The sequence below is a fragment of the Bradyrhizobium sp. UFLA05-89 genome (assembly GCF_059803475.1).
The window spans coordinates 38,814-54,853 of sequence record NZ_JBANBA010000001.1 but is presented as its reverse complement, the minus strand read 5'-3'; the positions used below and the strand labels follow the sequence as shown (position 1 = coordinate 54,853).

The following is a 16,040-nucleotide window of genomic DNA, read 5'->3' as shown; positions in this document are numbered from 1 at the left end:
AGAAAAGCGGCCGGGCGACATGGCGCCACCCGGCCGCGATCATGCTGGCTAGTGCCTACTCCGCAGGCGCTGCCGACATCTCCGGATGTGAGGCGTAGTGTTCACTTGTACGCCGGCTGAGAGCATAAAATCCAGCCGCCACTACGGCATAGGAGAGCGCGACTGCCGGCGTGACGCCGAAGCCGCCGCCAACGCCGACGGCCTCGCCGTGCATGAAGCCGAAATAGGTCAGGACCGCACCGACGAATGCGAAGGCTGACGCCTTCTCGAAGTCGCGCTCGATGATGAAGACGCCGATCGCCCCCAGGATCAGGCCCGCGAGGATCGAGCCGCCACCCATTACCTCGAGGCCGTGATAGAAAACGCCCTGCTGCGGCAGCGCGGCGATTGCGGCGGCCTTGACGGCGTCCGCCTTGTCGCCGGCCATGCCGCCGACGGTCGCCGCCGCCGTCATGGTCGAGGCCAGCATCGTGTCGATCTGGAGTTTTGCCCAGGCGGCCAGATGCGGCGTCAGCGCCAGCACGATCGCAGGCGCATGCTTGACTGGCGTGGTCTGAAACGCCTGCGCACCGATGAGCATGCCGATATAGAGCAGGATCGGCGAGATCGCGACCACAGGCACCAGCGCCAGCAGCACCGAGATGATGCCGAACCACGACAGCACGACGACCATCACGCCGGTCGCGGCGGAATAGCCGATGCGCCCACCCATCGCCTTCCAGCCGGGATGACCGATATAGACCGCGTTGATGAAGGGATTGCCCATCAGGCAGCCGATCAGGCTGACGACGCCATCGGCAGTGAGCACACGCGTGGTCGGATATTCGTCTCCGGCGGCCTCCGCGCTCTCGACATTGTCCATGGCCTCGACGAGGTCATAGATGCCGAATGGAATCGCGGTGACGAGGATGACGCCGAGAAACTCGAAGCCGGAGAACACGTGACCCACGGCAGGAAGTGGCACCGAGAAGCCAAAATTGGCGAAGGCATCGCCGACGCCCTTCACACTCAATCCGCCGAGACCAAGCCCGAACAGGTTCGAGCCCCAGGCGATGACCATGCCGACTGCGATGGCGACGAGGCCTGCCGGAATGCCGCGCGGATATTTCACGCCGCCGAACCAGCTCACCAGGATGATGGCGAAGCAGACAAGACCAATCTGCGGCGTCATGTACATCTCGAGTGCCGGACGCATCGAGATGAAGGTGATGGAGACGCCGGCGAGCGTGCCGAGCAAAGCCGCGCGCGGCGTGATCCTGCGGATGAACGGCGCGATGAAGCCGCCGATCATCAGGATAAAGCTTTGGAAAAACACCCAGACCAGCCCCGCCGACCATCCCTTCAGCGGATCGCCCGTCCGAAGCGTGATCGGCAGCATGATCACGAAGGTGACGATGAACATGTGCGGCACGCTGACGCCCGAGGGCAGCGCGCAGACGTCGCGACGACCGCTCTTCTGCGCCAGGCGGTAGGCGAGGAACGCGTAGTAGAAGGTCGACAGGCACATCATCAGCCCGAGCGCGGGCAGGATGCGGCCGAAGACGAGGCTGTCCGGCATCTTCAGCACGAAGCGCAACAGGCCAGTGAGCACGAGCATGTTGACGAGGATGTTGGTGCCGAAGCCGAAAAACGCGTTCCAGTCGCCCGGTGTCCATAGTGCCGGCTTGAACTCGGACTTATCGATCTCAGACTTGCCGGCCGTCCCCGTCAATGTGCTCATGGTGATCCCCTAAATGGTCGAAGTCTTCAACGCCTCCAGTACTGCGGCAGAGTCAGCGACCCAGCCGAAGATTCCGCCCTGGGCCTTGATCATCTTCAGGCCCATCTCGTGAAACTCGGGGAAGTAGGACGCGCAGCCGTCCGAGATGACGACGCAGCGATAGCCGCGGTCATTGGCCTCGCGCACGGTGGTGTTGACGCAGACTTCCGTCGTGACGCCGCACACAAGAAGATTCTCGATGCCGTATTTCTCCAGCACGTCGCTGAGCTCGGTGGCGTAGAATGCGCCCTTCCCGGGCTTGTCGATCACGACCTCGCTGTCGAGCGGATAGAGCTCGGAAATGATGTCGTGGCCGGCCTCGCCGCGGATCAGGATGCGGCCCATCGGGCCGGGATCACCGATGCGCAAAGACGGCGCACCGCGCTCGATCTTCGCGGGTGGCGCGTCGGAGAGGTCAGGCAGATGGCCCTCGCGAGTGTGGATGACCAGCATGCCGCCCTCGCGCGCCGCCGCAAGCACCGCGCCGATCGGCTTCACTGCGCGCGCGAGCTGGGAGACGTCGTTGCCAAGCGTCTCGCCGAAGCCGCCCGGCTCCATGAAGTCGCGCTGCATGTCGATGATGACGAGTGCCGTAGTCGACCAGTCGAGCTTGATCGGCGCGGGCTCGGCGTCGATGACGCCAAGTGTCGGCTTCGCTGAGTTCAACATGCACGTCCCTCGCGAGAACACCCGTTGCCAGGAGTTCTGCAAGCGCCGTGCCATTGTGTACAATAGCGACGGTGCGGGATGAGTGCAGGATTTTGTTGCGCTTTCAGTACGTTATGAGAGAAGCCGAGGTCTGCCCATTCCCTGTGCGGCGGCTTTGCGACGGGCATCTGCTCAAGGCTTGGGCGGAGGAACGCTCCACTCGTCATTCCGGGGCGACGCGAAGCGTCGAGCCCGGAATGACGAGCGGAGGGATTGGCGCCTATCGCGCGCTCCCATACAACCGCCGATACTCTTCCTCATACGGCGCGTACGAGTCCTTGATCGTCGCCATGTTGAGCAGCATGGTCGCGACTATCGCATTCGCCTTGTCGAACACGCGGGTCTTCACCCAGGCGCTCTCGGTGCGGCGGCTGGCGGAGAGCGCGACCACCTCGCGTTCGACTTCATAGTCTTCGCCGACGAAGAGTGGGCCCTTGATCAGCCGGATCTCCTGGTCGGCGAACAGCCCGACAGCCGGGCCCTTCGACGGGAGCGGATCGTCCTTCGCACGGTACTGGAAGAGCACGCTCAGCATCTCCATCGGGATGATGGCTTTCTGCCAGGGATTCTCTCCGCTCGAATAGAACGCCGAGTTCTCCGTGATCACCGCGAGCTTCTGCCGCAGCGAGAATGGATAGAGGTCGCCCATGTTCTGGTCGAGGCCCATTCGCACGGTCTGACGCTTGCCGGTCTTCGCCACCTTCACGTCGCGCAGAATCACGGGATCAGCGAGTGGCTTGAGCTCAGTGAGGCGCGTCTCGAGCGCGGTCGCAACCTGCGGATCGCCGACCGAGGCCGAGCCGCGCAGCACTTCCGTGCCGTCGCGCTTGACCATCTGGATCTGGCACTGGCTCGTACCGGGGAGAGGCTTCGACAGGATCGCCTGCACCTCCTCGCCTTCGAAGCAGGCGTTGCGATAGTGCGCGGAGAGGCAACCCGTTTCGAACCACGTCCGTCCCCACAGCCGCGCGCCGAGCGGCGCGAACTGGCTGAAGTGGGTCGGGCCTTCGATGGTGCCGCCCTTGAAGCCGAGCTTTTGCGCGGTAGCATCATCGTGGATCGAGGCATGCGCATCGTAGACTTGCGCCTGCAACATCTGGCGCGGCTGGCGCCATGGCCCGATCAGGGCGCTGTCGGTTTCAGTGATGTCGGTGTCGAACGCTTGTGCCGTCATGTTTTCCTCCGCAACAAGATATCAGTGGGAGACCGAGGCCGCAGCAGCACTCGGCGTGACCACCGCGCCCTCCGCCAGATGCCGACCCGCAATGTACCCGAACGTCAGCGCGGGCCCCAGCGTGATGCCCGGGCCGGGATAGTTGCCGTTCATGATCGAGCCCATGTCGTTGCCGCAGGCGTAGAGGCCGGCGATCGGCGTGCCGTCCTCGCGCAGCACGCGGGCGCGGGCGTCGACCTTCATGCCGATGGCAGTGCCGAGATCAGCCGGATGGATGCGAAGCGCGAAGAACGGCGCGCGCTCGATCGGCGCGACGCACGGATTGGGCTTGTGGCTGACATCGCCGAGATGGCGCTGATAGACGGTACTGCCGCGGCCGAATTCGGGATCGCGGCCCTCGCGCGCATGGGCGTTGTAATCGGCGATGGTCGCGGCGAGCGAGGATGGCACGACGCCGATCCGCTCACCGAGACGCGCGATGCTTTCGGCCGCGATCAGCTCGCCGCTCCTGACGTAGCGGCGGTAATTCCAGGTGAACGGCTCGATGCGGCCGAGGCCGTAGGTCCACAGGAAGTCGCGGTCGCAGATCAGATAGAAGGGCCGATCAGGCTCGCCATTGCCGTCGCGGAGCATGCCGAGCACGAACTCGTGGTACGACAGCGCCTCGTTGACGAAGCGCCGGCCGGCCGCGTTGACGGCGATCACGCCCGGCTTGGCGCGGTCCGTCACCGTGTGCGGGAACACGCCGCGGCTGCCATCGGCGCGGCGGAACAGCGAGGCCGGCACCCAATTGGCCGGGCTCGTCGCGTCCGCGTTCAGCGCGGCTCCGCCTGCTATCGCAAGCCGGAGCCCGTCGCCGGTGCCGGCCGGCGTGGTCGCCGAGACATATCCTGCGGCGGTGGGAAAGAAGCGCTTGCGCAAGGGCGCATCGTGCGAGAAGCCGCCGGTCGCAAGCACCACGCCGCGGCGCGAGGCGATCAGGCGGTCGCGCGAGCCATGGCGGAGGGTCACGCCACTGACACGGCCGCCCTCGACGACGAGGTCCTCGACATCCGTGCTGAAGAGGATTTCGACCTGCCGCGCCAGCAGCGAAGCGTAGAGCCGCGCCGCGAGCGCGTTGCCAAGATGCAGCGTCGTGCCGCGTGGGCTGCCAAGCCGCTGCAGCGCATATTGCGAGATCAGGCGCAGCGACCGCAGCGTCGAGCCAACGGACTTTCCAATCTTGCGCAAATGCGGAATGTCGAGCCGGTTGACCATCATGCCGCCGAACAGCATGAATTCCGGCAAAGGCGGCCGCAACCGGGCGAAATGAGCACCCAATCTGGTGCCATCGAACGCCACCGGCTCCAGCACGCGCCCGCCCGCCGTCGCGCCAAGCCGCTCGGGATAGTAGTCGGGATAAGCCTTCACCGGCTGGAGGCGCACTTCCGTGTTCGCTTCGAGATAGGTAATCGCCTCCGGCCCGCGGGCGAGGAACGCCGCACGCAGGCCGGCATTGGCGGGCTCGGGTACGGTGCTCGCGAGATACTGGACGGCATCAGTGACGTTGTCGGAGAGCCCCGCCTCTTTCATCTTGCCGTTGGCAGGAATCCAGACCATGCCACCGGACCAGGCGGTGGTGCCGCCGACGAACGCGGTCTTTTCGATCACCAGCACACGCAAGCCCTCGGCGGCAGCGACGGCCGCCGCCGTCATGCCACCGGCGCCGGCGCCGATCACGATGACGTCGTAGATCTCATGCGCCGGCATCATGCGGCGGGGTTTTCCGGGCAAGGCATGACGCAGTCATACTCGCCCGGTTGGTCCCAGGCTAGCGCGCCGGCTTGCGCTCGATGGGGTCAATGTCGATCGCTCGCAGGCGCCCGAGGCGCAGCACATCCATGGCGAGCCGCCGGCCGATCCGGTCGCGGTCGAGCACGCGGATCAGATCGTCGACGCCGTTGATTTCGACGCCATCGAGCTTGATCACGACATCGCCGGGGAGCAGCCCCGCCTTCGCCGCCGGCCCGTCCGGTTCGATCTGGGCGAGCAGCGCGCCCATCTCGTTCTCGACGCCGGCAAGCACAGCATGGCGCCGCGGGATCGGCGCGGTCTGGCCGGCGACGCCGATATAGGCGCGGCGGACATAGCCGTGACGGATGATCTCCGACAGCACGAACTGCGCGGTGTTGCTCGCAACCGCGAAGCAGATGCCTTGCGCGCCGCTGATGATCGCGGTGTTGATGCCGATCACCTCGGAATTCGACGAGACCAGCGGCCCGCCCGAATTGCCGGGGTTGAGCGCGGCGTCGGTCTGGATCACGTCCTCGATGGTCCGGCCACTCACCGAGCGGATCGAGCGGCCGAGCGCCGAGACCACGCCGGCGGTCACGGTGGACTCGAAGCCCAGGGGATTGCCGATCGCGATCACGAGCTGGCCGCGCCGCAGGCCCTTCGAATTTCCGAGCGAGGCATAGCGGAGGTCGCGGGCGCCGTTGGCGCGGAGCAGCGCCAGATCCGTGTCGGGATCGACGCCGAGCACTCGGGCGTCGCCGACATTCCCTTCGATATCCCGCAGCCGGATCTCCTTGGACGAGCCGACGACGTGGCTGTTGGTGAGCACCAGTCCATCCGGCGAGATGACGATGCCAGAGCCGAGGCCGCCGCGCTCGCGGCCGTTCGGGACCTTTGGCCCGGTCTCGACACGCACCACGGCCGGCCCGACGCGCTCCGTCACGCCAATCACGGCATTGGAATAGGCATCCAGCAGGTTCTGGTCGTCGACCGGGGTGGATTGGATAGGTTGCGATGACAGACTGGCATCGCTGAGATCTGAGGTAAAATCTAACATGGCGAAATTCCTTCGCGCGTCAGATGGTTACCTCGAACTTATAATGCAAGCCGGCCGCTCTTCACGAACTGCTTAACTGACCTGACGCATCGCGTGAGCTCGGTCCTTGACCGGGTCGAGCAGCGACCAATCGCCGTCCTCCAGCACGTGCCCTTTCGGGAAAGGCGCGCGCGGCTCGAGCCCCAGCGAGCGCAGCACGCGGTCGTCGCGGTAGTAGCATTGCAGCACGACGCGGACGAGCGTTGCGGCCGGCGCGCCGCCCTCGGCGCGGAATGTGCTGATCACGCTGTCCCGCGCCGCAGCATCGAGTTCGGCGAGCGGCATGCCGGCAAGCCGCGCGAGATGATCGAGCGCGGCTGCAACGAGCTTGGCATCGCGGCCGAGGGTCGCGAGGATGTCGGCCTGGATGAGGTCGTCATCCGCGCCCGGCACACGGTACTCCTCGCTCGCCGGGATGATCATGGCGGCAATGGTGCGCAAGTCCTGGCGCTGTCGCGACGTGAGGGTGATCTGGTCGGGCATGAGATCCTCTAATCGAACAAATTGGCGAGGCGCTGCTTCATCTGGTCGGCGACGTAGAGCGCGATGGCCTGGATGGTGGAGGTCGGGTTGACGCCGCCCGAAGTGACGAAGACGCTGCCGTCGACAATGAACAGGTTCTTGACGTCATGCGAGCGGCCCCATTCGTTGACGACGGAGCGCTCGGGGTCGGTGCCCATCCGCGCGGTGCCGAGCAGGTGCCAGCCGCCCCAGGGGATCGGACTGTTGACACAGATGTCCGTGGCCCCCGCGGTTTCGAGAAACTCGCGGCCGCGAGCCAGCGCATGCTCCATCATCTTCCGGCTGTTCTCGCTGATGGTGTAGTCGATCCTGGGCGCGGGAATGCCATGGCTATCCTTGAGCACCGGGTCGAGCGTGACGCGATTATGCTCTTCCGGCAGGTCCTCGCAGATCGCGGAGAATCCCAGCCGATGGCCGTTGAGCTTGCGGAACACGCGGTGATGATCGGCACCCCAGGGAAGAATGCCTTTCTGCTCGCTCACGACCGCCTCGAACACCGGTCCTGCGCCGCGCACGAACTGGACACCGTAGCCCCGCACGAAGCCGCGGGACAGGTCGGTGTCGTAGAACTCCTTGCTCCACAAACAGGTCGGCGGCGCGCGATTACTGTCAGTCGGCTCCGTGACATAGCCGTAGATCTGCGCGTAGGGGTGGAACATGAGGTTCTTGCCGACGAGCCCTGATGAATTGGCAAGGCCATTCGGGAAACGCCCCGACGCGGAGTTGAGCAGCAAGCGCGGCGTGCCAACGCCGTTGCAGGCGATGATCACGACATGCGCGCCCTGGAACTGCTCGACGCCGTCCTTGTCGTAATAGACCACGCCCGAGGCCATGCCGTTCTCGTCGGTCGTGATCTCGCGCACCCGGCAATGGGTGCGCAGCTCGACGCCGGCGCGGATCGCCTGCGGCCAATAGGTGATGTCGGTCGAGGCTTTGGCACCTTGCGCGCAGGCCGGGGTGCAATGGCCGAGATTGATGCAGCGCGCCCTGCCCTCGTAATCCATCGTCGCGACCGTGGTGTCCGACGGCCACCAGTGCCAGCCGAGCTTGTTCATGGCCTTGGCGACGAGGGGACCGGAGAGCCCAAGCGGCTGCGGCGGCATCGGCGGATGCGTCAGCGGCGAGAGCGGATCGCCTGATAGTCCCGATGTGCCCATGATCCGGTCGTTCTCCTCGAAGAACGGCACCAGCCTGTCGTAGTCGATCGGCCAGTCGTCGGCGACGCCGTCCAGCGTCTTCACCTTGAAATCGGACGGATGCAGCCGCGGCCAGTGCGCGGTGTACATCACCGTCGAGCCGCCGACCGCGTTGAAATTGACGACCTTGATCGGCGAGTTGTCGTCGTTGATCGGATAATCCTCGGGCCGGCCGCGGATGTTCGGACTGGTCGACCATTCACCGTAGAACCTGGCCTCCCAGTCCCGACCGGTGCTTGGATAGTCCGCCGGCTTCATCCAATCGCCCTGCTCGAGGCAAAGGATGTGCATCCTGGTCTCGGCGAGTGACCAGGCAACCGCGGCTCCGGAGGCGCCGGCGCCGATGATCAGGACGTCCACGGGTTCGTTTGCCAAAGTCATCCTCCCGCTCTCGCCGCTTCCCGGGCGATTGAGCCTTGCGTGCAGCGTCAAACGATAGGGTCAGAGCGGCGGGCGAGTAAAGCTGCAGGGAACGAATGTCAGGCTTCGCTGGGCGCAGACCATTGGTGTTGCAATGTCGAGATGCTAGAGAACCCTCGCGAAAGAGCCAATCGATAGCGAGAACGTATGTCCTTCCAAGATTCCTTTGCCGCCGCCCGCGCCGCCGCGCTCGTCTTGTTTCTCGCTATCCTCGGCTGTGTCGCCGATACCGAGCCCAGCTTCGCCATAGCGGCCAGCGCAACGGTGCGGGACGGCAACTCGATCCAGCTCGGCGATGCGACTTACCGTCTCGACGGAGTCGATGCGCCGGAACTTGACCAGGTCTGCATCGACGACCACGCCGATCCCTGGACCTGCGGGCTCGAGGCGCGCGATCAGCTTGCAAAGCTGATCAACGGCCGCAACGTACGCTGCGACGATGTCGGGCCGGAGAAGAGCTTTGGCAAGCGTCACCGCGCCATCTGCACGGCCGAGGGCGACAAGACGAGCCTGAACGAGCAGCTCGTCGGCCTCGGCTTCGCCGTCGCGCGCGAGCCGATCAAGGCGAACGTCAAGCCGGCCGCCGCCGAGGCCCAGACGAATTCGGCCGGCATCTGGAAGGGCTGTTTTGTTGCACCGCAGGAATTCCGCACCGGCAAGAAGGACGGCACACTGCTCGGCGCCGCCTGCCGCGCCGACCGCGACAAGGAGATCCGCGCGGTGCTGTTTCCTGACGAGCTGACCATGCCGCCGAATTGCAGCATCAAGGGCAAGCTCGCGGTGCGCGCGCGCGTCACCGGCAATATCGGCATCTATCACTTGCGGGGCTGCCCGAGCTATCCGGCGACGACGAAGCCGGACCGCTGGTTCTGCTCGGAGGACGACGCGTTGGCCGCAGGCTTCCGCAAGGCGTACAATTGCCGCCGGCCGAAATGATCTGAGCGAGGGGGCGGCCTCTTACTGCATCCGCATGATCTGGTCCATCGCCGGCATGTTCTCATTCAAATGCGACATGATCCAGACCGAGCCGCCGACCACCAGGAAGACGATCAGGAGGCCGAACGCCAGCGCCAGCACATTGTTCGTGTTGTCGGGGCCGGTGGTGATGTGCAGGAAGAACACGAGATGCACGCCCATTTGCGCAATCGCCAGCACGATGATGGCGATTGGGATCGAGGGCTGCCAGACCAGGTTGGTGCCCGCGATGAAGAACGACGTCGCCGTCAAGAGCAGGGCAAGGACCAGGCCCACGACATAGCCGAGAATCCGCTCGCCGACGCTGTGTACCTCTTCCTCGCCGGGTGCGAGGTCATGTTCGACCGGCTGGTGCGTCAGATCGCTCATACGCCACTCCCAAGCAGGTAGACGACGGAAAAGACGGCGACCCAGATGATGTCGAGCGCGTGCCAGAACAGCGCAAAGCACATCATGCGGCGCAGGATGTCGGCGCGAAAGCCCTTGGCGAAGACCTGGGCCATCATCGTGAGCAGCCACAGCACCCCGGCCGAGACGTGCAGGCCGTGGCAGCCGACGAGCGAGAAGAAAGCGGTCAGGAACGCGCTGCGCGATGGTCCATAACCGCGGGAAACCAGGTCGGCGAATTCGCGGAACTCGATGCTGAGGAACGCAAGCCCCAGCACGCAGGTCACCGCCATGCCGAGGTAGAACCAGAGCCGGTTTCGGACGTCGGCTGCAATGCTCGCCATGCCGCATGTGAAGCTCGACAGCAGCAGGCAGACTGTCTCGATCGCCACGTTCCGCTGCTCGAAAATCTCCGAGCCCTTCGGGCCGTCGGCGGTTTGTCCGACCAGCACCGCATAGGCCGCGAAGAAGCAGGAGAACATCACGATGTCGGAGAGCAGGAAGACCCAGAAGCCATAGGCCGTCACAATTCGTTTCGACGCAGGTCCGGGATGCTCGACAACGAGTCCGATGTGATGGGGATCGGCATGCGCGTGGCCAACGGTCGCGGTCATCGCCATCAGACCACCCCCGCCATGCTGACGAGGTTGCGACGTTCCTCGATATTGATGCGATCGATGCGTGCGACTTCGGCCGCCGGAATGACGTATTCGTCATGGTCACGCCAGGCGAACACGACGAAGGTCGCCCACGCACCAATGACACCCAGAACGACCATCCACCAGATGTGCCAGATCAGCGCAAAGCCCATGATGGATGCAAAGAACGCGCAGACGAAGCCGGTCGGCGAATTCCGGGGCATCTCGATGTCCTCGTATTCAACCTCCTGGTGCTCGAACTGCTGCTGCTTGGCCTTCGCCTTCATCTCCCAATAGGCATCTTCGCCGCGCACATCGGGATGGAACGCGAAGTTGAACGCCGGCGGAGGCGACGACGTCGCCCACTCCAGCGACCTGCCATCCCAGGGATCGCCGGTACGGTCGCGGAGCTGCTCGCGGTTGCGGATGCTGACGACGAGCTGCATGACCTGGCAGGCCACCGCAACGCTCAGGAGCGCCATGCCGACCGCGGCCACGAGCATCCAGGGCCGCCACGCCGCAACGTCGTAATGCTGCATGCGCCGGGTCATGCCCAGCAGGCCCGCCGTATAGAGCGGGAGGAAGGTAACGTAGAAGCCGACGAACGTGAACCAGAACGCCGCCTTGCCCCAGGCCTCGTCGAGGCGGAAGCCGAACGCTTTCGGAAACCAGTAGGTGAACCCGGCGAAGGCACCGAACAGCACGCCGCCGATGATGACGTGGTGGAAGTGCGCCACCAGGAACAGGCTGTTGTGCAGGAGAAAGTCGGCCGGCGGCACCGCGACCAGGACTCCGGTGAGGCCGCCGGTGATGAACGTCACCATGAAGCCGACCGACCACAGCATCGGAGTCGTGAAGCGGATACGGCCGCCATACATGGTGAACAGCCAATTGTAGATCTTCACGCCGGTGGGCACCGCAATGATCATGCTGGCGATGCCAAAGACCGCATTGACGGTCGGCCCCGCACCCATCGTGAAGAAGTGATGCAGCCACACCATGAAGGAGATGACGCAGATCGCCATGGTGGCGAGCACCATGGAGCGATAGCCGAACAGCGGTTTTCCGGAGAAAGTCGACACCACTTCCGAGAAGATGCCGAAGGCCGGCAGCACGAGGATGTAGACCTCGGGATGGCCCCAGGCCCAGATCAGATTCATGAACATCATGACGTTGCCGCCGGCTTCGTTGGTGAAGAAATGGAAGCCGAGGTAGCGATCGAGCAGGAGCATGGCGAGCGTCGCCGTGAGGATCGGGAACGCCGCGACGATCAGCAGGTTCGAGGCAAGCGTCGTCCAGCAGAACATCGGCATGCGCAGATAGTTCATGCCCCGGGTGCGCAGCTTCAGAACCGTGGTGACCAGATTGATGCCGGCGACCAGCGTCCCCACGCCGGATATCTGCAAAGACCAGGCATAATAGTCGACGCCGACGCCGGGCGAGTAGGTCAGCTCCGAAAGCGGCGGAAATGCGAGCCATCCGGTGCGCGCGAACTCGCCGACCACGAGAGAGAGGTTGACTAGCAGCGCACCGGTGGCTGTCAGCCAGAAGCCGACCGAATTGAGGGTCGGAAAGGCGACGTCGCGCACGCCGAGCTGCAAGGGCACCACGAGGTTCATCAGACCGATCACGAACGGCATCGCCACGAAGAAGATCATGATGGTGCCATGGGCAGAGAAGATCTGGTTGTAGTGCTCCGGCGGCAGATAGCCCTGCGACTGGTAGGAGACCGCCTGCTGGATCCGCATCATGATGGCGTCGCTGCCGCCGCGCAGCAACATCACGGAGGCAAGCAGGACGTACATGACGCCGATGCGCTTGTGGTCGACGCTGGTGATCCATTCGTGCCAGAGATAGGGCAGATATCCCTTGACCACGACCCAGACCAGCACCGCGAGGATCGCAACCAGCACGACCCCGCCCGCGACAAGCGGAATCGGCTGGTCGAACGGGATCGCAGACCAATCGAGCTTACCGAGCATCGTGATCTCCACTATGCGGCCGCGAGGCATTCGAGGTCAGTTGCGGGCCTGGCCCCGGCGGGATGTGCTGGGTTGCGATCATGTCGAACAGGCGGGGATCTTCGAGCCGATAGATCGGCCTGCCGCGCTCGACGGACTGTTGCATCAGCTTCTTGTAGCTATCCTCGTTCAGCACCTGATCGGTCTTGGCTGTGCTCGCCACCCAGTCCGGAAAAGTGAGCGGCGAGATCACGTTGACGTCAAACATCATCTCCGGAAAACCATCGCCGGAGAAATGCGCCGACAGGCCCTGGAGCTTGCCCTCATTGTCGGCACGCAGATTGAGTCGCGTCACCATGCCGTTCATGGTGTAGATCATGCTGCCGAGCTGCGGGATGAAGAACACGTTCATCACGCTCGACGACGTGAGCTGGAAGTTCAGCTCGGCGCCTGCTGGGACCGTCAGCGAATTGACCGTCGCAATGCGCTGATCGGGATAGATGAAGAGCCATTTCCAGTCGAGCGACACCGCCTGGATGCGCACCGGGCTGCCGGTCCCGGGCACTGGCGCTCGGGGATCGAGCTGATGCGACCCGATCCAGGCGACGCCGCCGAGCAGGATGATGGTGAGCGCCGGGATCGCCCACACCACCATCTCGACGCGGCCTGAATAGACGAAGTCGGGTTGATACTTCGCCTGCGGATTGGAGGCGCGAAACCACCAGGCGAAGGCGAGGATGGCGACGATCGTCGGCACCACGATCGTCAGCATGATGAAAACGGAATCGACGAGAATCGTACTGTTGGCGACAGCAACAGGCCCTTGTGGATCGAGCAGATTCATCGGCAAGCCACTGGCGGTTGGGGAAGCCCCTAACGAGAGCCTAGCGCGGAATGGTACCGGCAACAAACGTCATTCGCGTGACCGGGTTCCGGCGCAATCACAGGTCATCGCGCGTCCGCACACTTTGGCTTGTTCAACGGAGCCATGCAGGTTTTGCGGGACATGGCGCGTTGCACGCGGGCATGCGGCGCAGCGCTGATCTTCTCCGATCCCTGGACGATTGCTATCGTGATGAAAAAGCAGGGAGAAAACGTCATGCGCTTGAAGAACAAGGTCGCCATCGTGGTGGGAGCCGGGCAGAGCCCCGGCGAGGGCATGGGCAATGGCCGCGCCACCGCGCTGACCTTCGCACGCGAGGGCGCGAAGGTCGTCTGCGTCGATCACAATCTCGAATCGGCACAGGAGACCGTCGCGATGATCGCGGCGCAGCAGGGCACGGCCAACGCCTTCAAGGCCGATGTGACCAGGACAGACGACATCAAGGCGATCGTGGCGGACGCGCAGGCGCGCTGGGGGCGGATCGATATCCTGCACAACAACGTCGGCGTCAGCCTCGGCGGCGGCGACGCCGAACTCCTGAAGCTGACCGAAGAGGCATTCGACCGCGTGGTCGCCATCAATCTGAAGAGCTGCATCCTTGCGGCAAAGGAGGTGATCCCGATCATGCGGACGCAAAGAAGCGGCGCGATCATCAACATCTCCTCGATGGCCGCGATCACCACCTATCCCTACGTCGCCTACAAGGCGACAAAGTCGGCGATGATCGCCTTCACCGAGCAACTCGCCTACCAGAACGCCGAATACGGCATCCGCGCCAACGTCATCCTGCCGGGCCTGATGAACACGCCGATGGCCGTCGACACCCGCGCCCGCGAATGGCACAAGACCCGCGCCGAAGTCGAAGCCGAGCGCGACAGCAAGGTGCCACTGCGCAGGAAAATGGGTACGGCATGGGACGTGGCGAATGCCGCGCTGTTCCTCGCCTCGGATGAAGCGAACTTCATCACCGGCGTGACGCTGCCGGTTGACGGCGGCGCGAGCGTGATCAGGGGGTAAGCTGAAACAAGCACGCTGTTCCTTCCCTTGCGGGAGAGGGTGCAGTGTCATCGCGCCGCGAATGTCATTGCGGCGTGTGAGTCACGCGCCAGATGGTGCCGTTGCCGTCTTCCGAGATCAGCAGCGCGCCGTCTTTCGCAACGGCAACACCGACCGGCCGTCCCCAGACGTCGTTGTCGTTGACGACGAAGCCGGTGACGAAATCCTCGTACTCGCCCGTCGGCTTGCCGTCCCTCATCCGGATACGGATCACCTTGTAGCCGGTGCGCTTGGACCTGTTCCATGAGCCATGCTCGGCGGCGAAGGCGTCGCCTTGATACTCGGCCGGGAAATTGCTGCCCTGATAGAAGGTCATGCCGAGCGACGCGGAATGCGACTGGAGCAGCACGTCGGGAATCGTGATCTTGTCCTTCAGGTCCGGCCGCGCGCCGGCGTGGCGCGGGTCTTGGTTGGCGCCGATATAGAACCACGGCCAGCCGTAAAACGCGCCTTCCCGCACGCTCGTGACGTAATCCGGCGCGAGATCGTCGCCGAGGCCGTCGCGCTCGTTGGTCGAGCACCAGGGCAGACCGCTCTGCGGCTCAATGGCAAGGCCGACGCAGTTACGGATGCCGGTGGCGTAGAGCTTTCTGTTCTTGCCGTCCGCATCGAAGGCCAGCACCGCTGCGCGCTCGGTCTCGTAGCCCCAGGACGCACCGAGAGCTTGCGCGCGTGACCATGCCTCGATGCCGCCGGGCGGATTGCCCATGCCTTCGCCGGCATTGCCGGCCGAGCCGACCGAGACGAACATCCGCTTGTTATCCGGCGTGAAGACGATGTCGCGGGTGGAATGGCCGGTGCCGTGCGCGAGGTTCGCGACCACCGCCTCGGGCTTGCCGGATGCCTTGAGATCGCCGCTGCGATAGGCGAAGCGGACGACGCTGTCGGTGTTGGCGACATAGACCCATTGCGGATTGTCGCCGTTCGGGAAGAAGGCGATGCCGAACGGACGGTTCAGCCCGCTGGCAAAGATCTCATTCGCCACGATCTTCGCGCCGTCCGCACGCAGCACGCGGATGCGCCCTGCCCGCGTCTCCGCGACGAAGATGTCGCCATTCGGCGCAACGCGCACGATGCGGGGGCCGGAAAGGCCCTCGGCCAGCAGCTCGATCTTGAAACCATCTGGCACGACCGGCGTCGCTTCGGCGGGCCGCGCCACCACGGACGACGTATTGGCGACCGATCGCGACGCGCCCGGCGCAGGAAGATCCTGCGGCCGGATCAACCTGACGGTGCCGGGCTTGTCGGATTGCCAGCTTCCGAAGGCCTCCTTGCCTTGCAGCACTGGTTCAGCCGACGCGGTCGTGCCGATGACAGCCGCGAGCAATGCGGATGTCAATGCGGGCCTGGCCGGGCGTCCAAGATGCTTCGTCACGAGTTCCTCCGCAGCCTTCGAGTGCCGAATCGCACATCAGCTCATGCCCGCAGGATGTGCAATGCGTAATGCCGTCCTGCTGGAAAATCTCGGCGATCGGTGCGACACATTGTAAGG

At 64.4% G+C, this 16,040-nt stretch carries 14 protein-coding genes; 2 read left to right on the top strand and 12 right to left on the bottom strand.

From position 1 onward, the window contains the following. Nucleotides 1-55: 55 nt before the first annotated feature. The 7 genes from SO139_RS00245 to SO139_RS00215 all read right to left on the bottom strand — a co-directional run bounded on the left by SO139_RS00245 (nucleotide 56) and on the right by SO139_RS00215 (nucleotide 8,609). Nucleotides 56-1,720: a regulator gene (locus tag SO139_RS00245; RefSeq protein ID WP_449380258.1), complete on the bottom strand. Its 1,665-nt coding sequence runs from the start codon at nucleotides 1,718-1,720 to the stop codon at nucleotides 56-58. A 9-nt stretch (nucleotides 1,721-1,729) separates the two neighbouring features. Continuing rightward, nucleotides 1,730-2,428 carry a cysteine hydrolase family protein gene (locus SO139_RS00240; RefSeq protein ID WP_449380257.1) on the bottom strand — a complete coding sequence of 233 codons (699 nt, stop codon included), beginning with the start codon at nucleotides 2,426-2,428 and terminating at the stop codon, nucleotides 1,730-1,732. A gap of 259 nt (nucleotides 2,429-2,687) precedes the next feature. Continuing rightward, nucleotides 2,688-3,641, bottom strand: a complete 954-nt coding sequence (locus SO139_RS00235; RefSeq protein WP_498539483.1) for a hypothetical protein — start codon at nucleotides 3,639-3,641, stop codon at nucleotides 2,688-2,690. A 21-nt stretch (nucleotides 3,642-3,662) separates the two neighbouring features. Then, nucleotides 3,663-5,393 (bottom strand): FAD-dependent oxidoreductase, encoded by a 1,731-nt coding sequence (locus SO139_RS00230; RefSeq protein WP_498539482.1) that lies wholly within the window; start codon nucleotides 5,391-5,393, stop codon nucleotides 3,663-3,665. A gap of 58 nt (nucleotides 5,394-5,451) precedes the next feature. Further along, entirely contained in the window at nucleotides 5,452-6,471 is a 1,020-nt protein-coding gene (locus tag SO139_RS00225) for a S1C family serine protease (protein ID WP_449380254.1), read from the bottom strand. 72 nt (nucleotides 6,472-6,543) lie between these two features. After that, a complete protein-coding gene (locus tag SO139_RS00220; protein WP_449380253.1) occupies nucleotides 6,544-6,993 on the bottom strand; it encodes a hypothetical protein in 450 nt (149 codons plus the stop codon). Between the two features lie 8 nt (nucleotides 6,994-7,001). Beyond that, on the bottom strand, nucleotides 7,002-8,609 hold the full coding sequence (locus SO139_RS00215) for a GMC family oxidoreductase (RefSeq protein ID WP_449380252.1): 1,608 nt from the start codon (nucleotides 8,607-8,609) through the stop codon (nucleotides 7,002-7,004). Nucleotides 8,610-8,795: 186 nt separating this feature from the next. Here SO139_RS00215 and SO139_RS00210 point away from each other — a divergent pair, with 186 nt between their 5' ends. Beyond that, a complete protein-coding gene (locus tag SO139_RS00210; protein ID WP_449380251.1) occupies nucleotides 8,796-9,584 on the top strand; it encodes a thermonuclease family protein in 789 nt (262 codons plus the stop codon). Nucleotides 9,585-9,605: 21 nt separating this feature from the next. Here the strand turns inward: SO139_RS00210 and cyoD are convergent, their stop codons facing one another. Genes cyoD through SO139_RS00190 form a run of 4 tightly spaced genes read right to left on the bottom strand, consistent with a single transcriptional unit; the run spans nucleotide 9,606 to nucleotide 13,453 of the window. Next, entirely contained in the window at nucleotides 9,606-9,992 is a 387-nt protein-coding gene (gene cyoD / locus SO139_RS00205; RefSeq protein WP_449380250.1) for a cytochrome o ubiquinol oxidase subunit IV, read from the bottom strand. After that, on the bottom strand, nucleotides 9,989-10,630 hold the full coding sequence (locus SO139_RS00200) for a cytochrome (ubi)quinol oxidase subunit III (RefSeq protein ID WP_449380249.1): 642 nt from the start codon (nucleotides 10,628-10,630) through the stop codon (nucleotides 9,989-9,991). The genes cyoD and SO139_RS00200 overlap by 4 nt, the downstream gene beginning before the upstream one ends. Next, nucleotides 10,630-12,630, bottom strand: a complete 2,001-nt coding sequence (gene cyoB / locus SO139_RS00195; RefSeq protein WP_449380248.1) for a cytochrome o ubiquinol oxidase subunit I — start codon at nucleotides 12,628-12,630, stop codon at nucleotides 10,630-10,632. The genes SO139_RS00200 and cyoB overlap by 1 nt, the downstream gene beginning before the upstream one ends. Further along, nucleotides 12,620-13,453 carry a cytochrome ubiquinol oxidase subunit II family protein gene (locus tag SO139_RS00190; RefSeq protein WP_449380247.1) on the bottom strand — a complete coding sequence of 278 codons (834 nt, stop codon included), beginning with the start codon at nucleotides 13,451-13,453 and terminating at the stop codon, nucleotides 12,620-12,622. Before SO139_RS00190 ends, cyoB begins: the two co-directional genes overlap by 11 nt. Before the next feature lie 255 nt (nucleotides 13,454-13,708). Between SO139_RS00190 and SO139_RS00185 the strand changes: the two genes are divergently transcribed. Continuing rightward, the gene (locus tag SO139_RS00185) at nucleotides 13,709-14,509 is read left to right on the top strand and encodes an SDR family NAD(P)-dependent oxidoreductase (RefSeq protein WP_449380246.1); all 801 of its coding nucleotides are present in this window, start codon (nucleotides 13,709-13,711) and stop codon (nucleotides 14,507-14,509) included. 64 nt (nucleotides 14,510-14,573) lie between these two features. Here the strand turns inward: SO139_RS00185 and SO139_RS00180 are convergent, their stop codons facing one another. Beyond that, complete coding sequence (locus SO139_RS00180; RefSeq protein ID WP_449380261.1) at nucleotides 14,574-15,887, bottom strand: PQQ-dependent sugar dehydrogenase; 1,314 nt, start codon at nucleotides 15,885-15,887, stop codon at nucleotides 14,574-14,576. Nucleotides 15,888-16,040 lie beyond the last annotated feature (153 nt).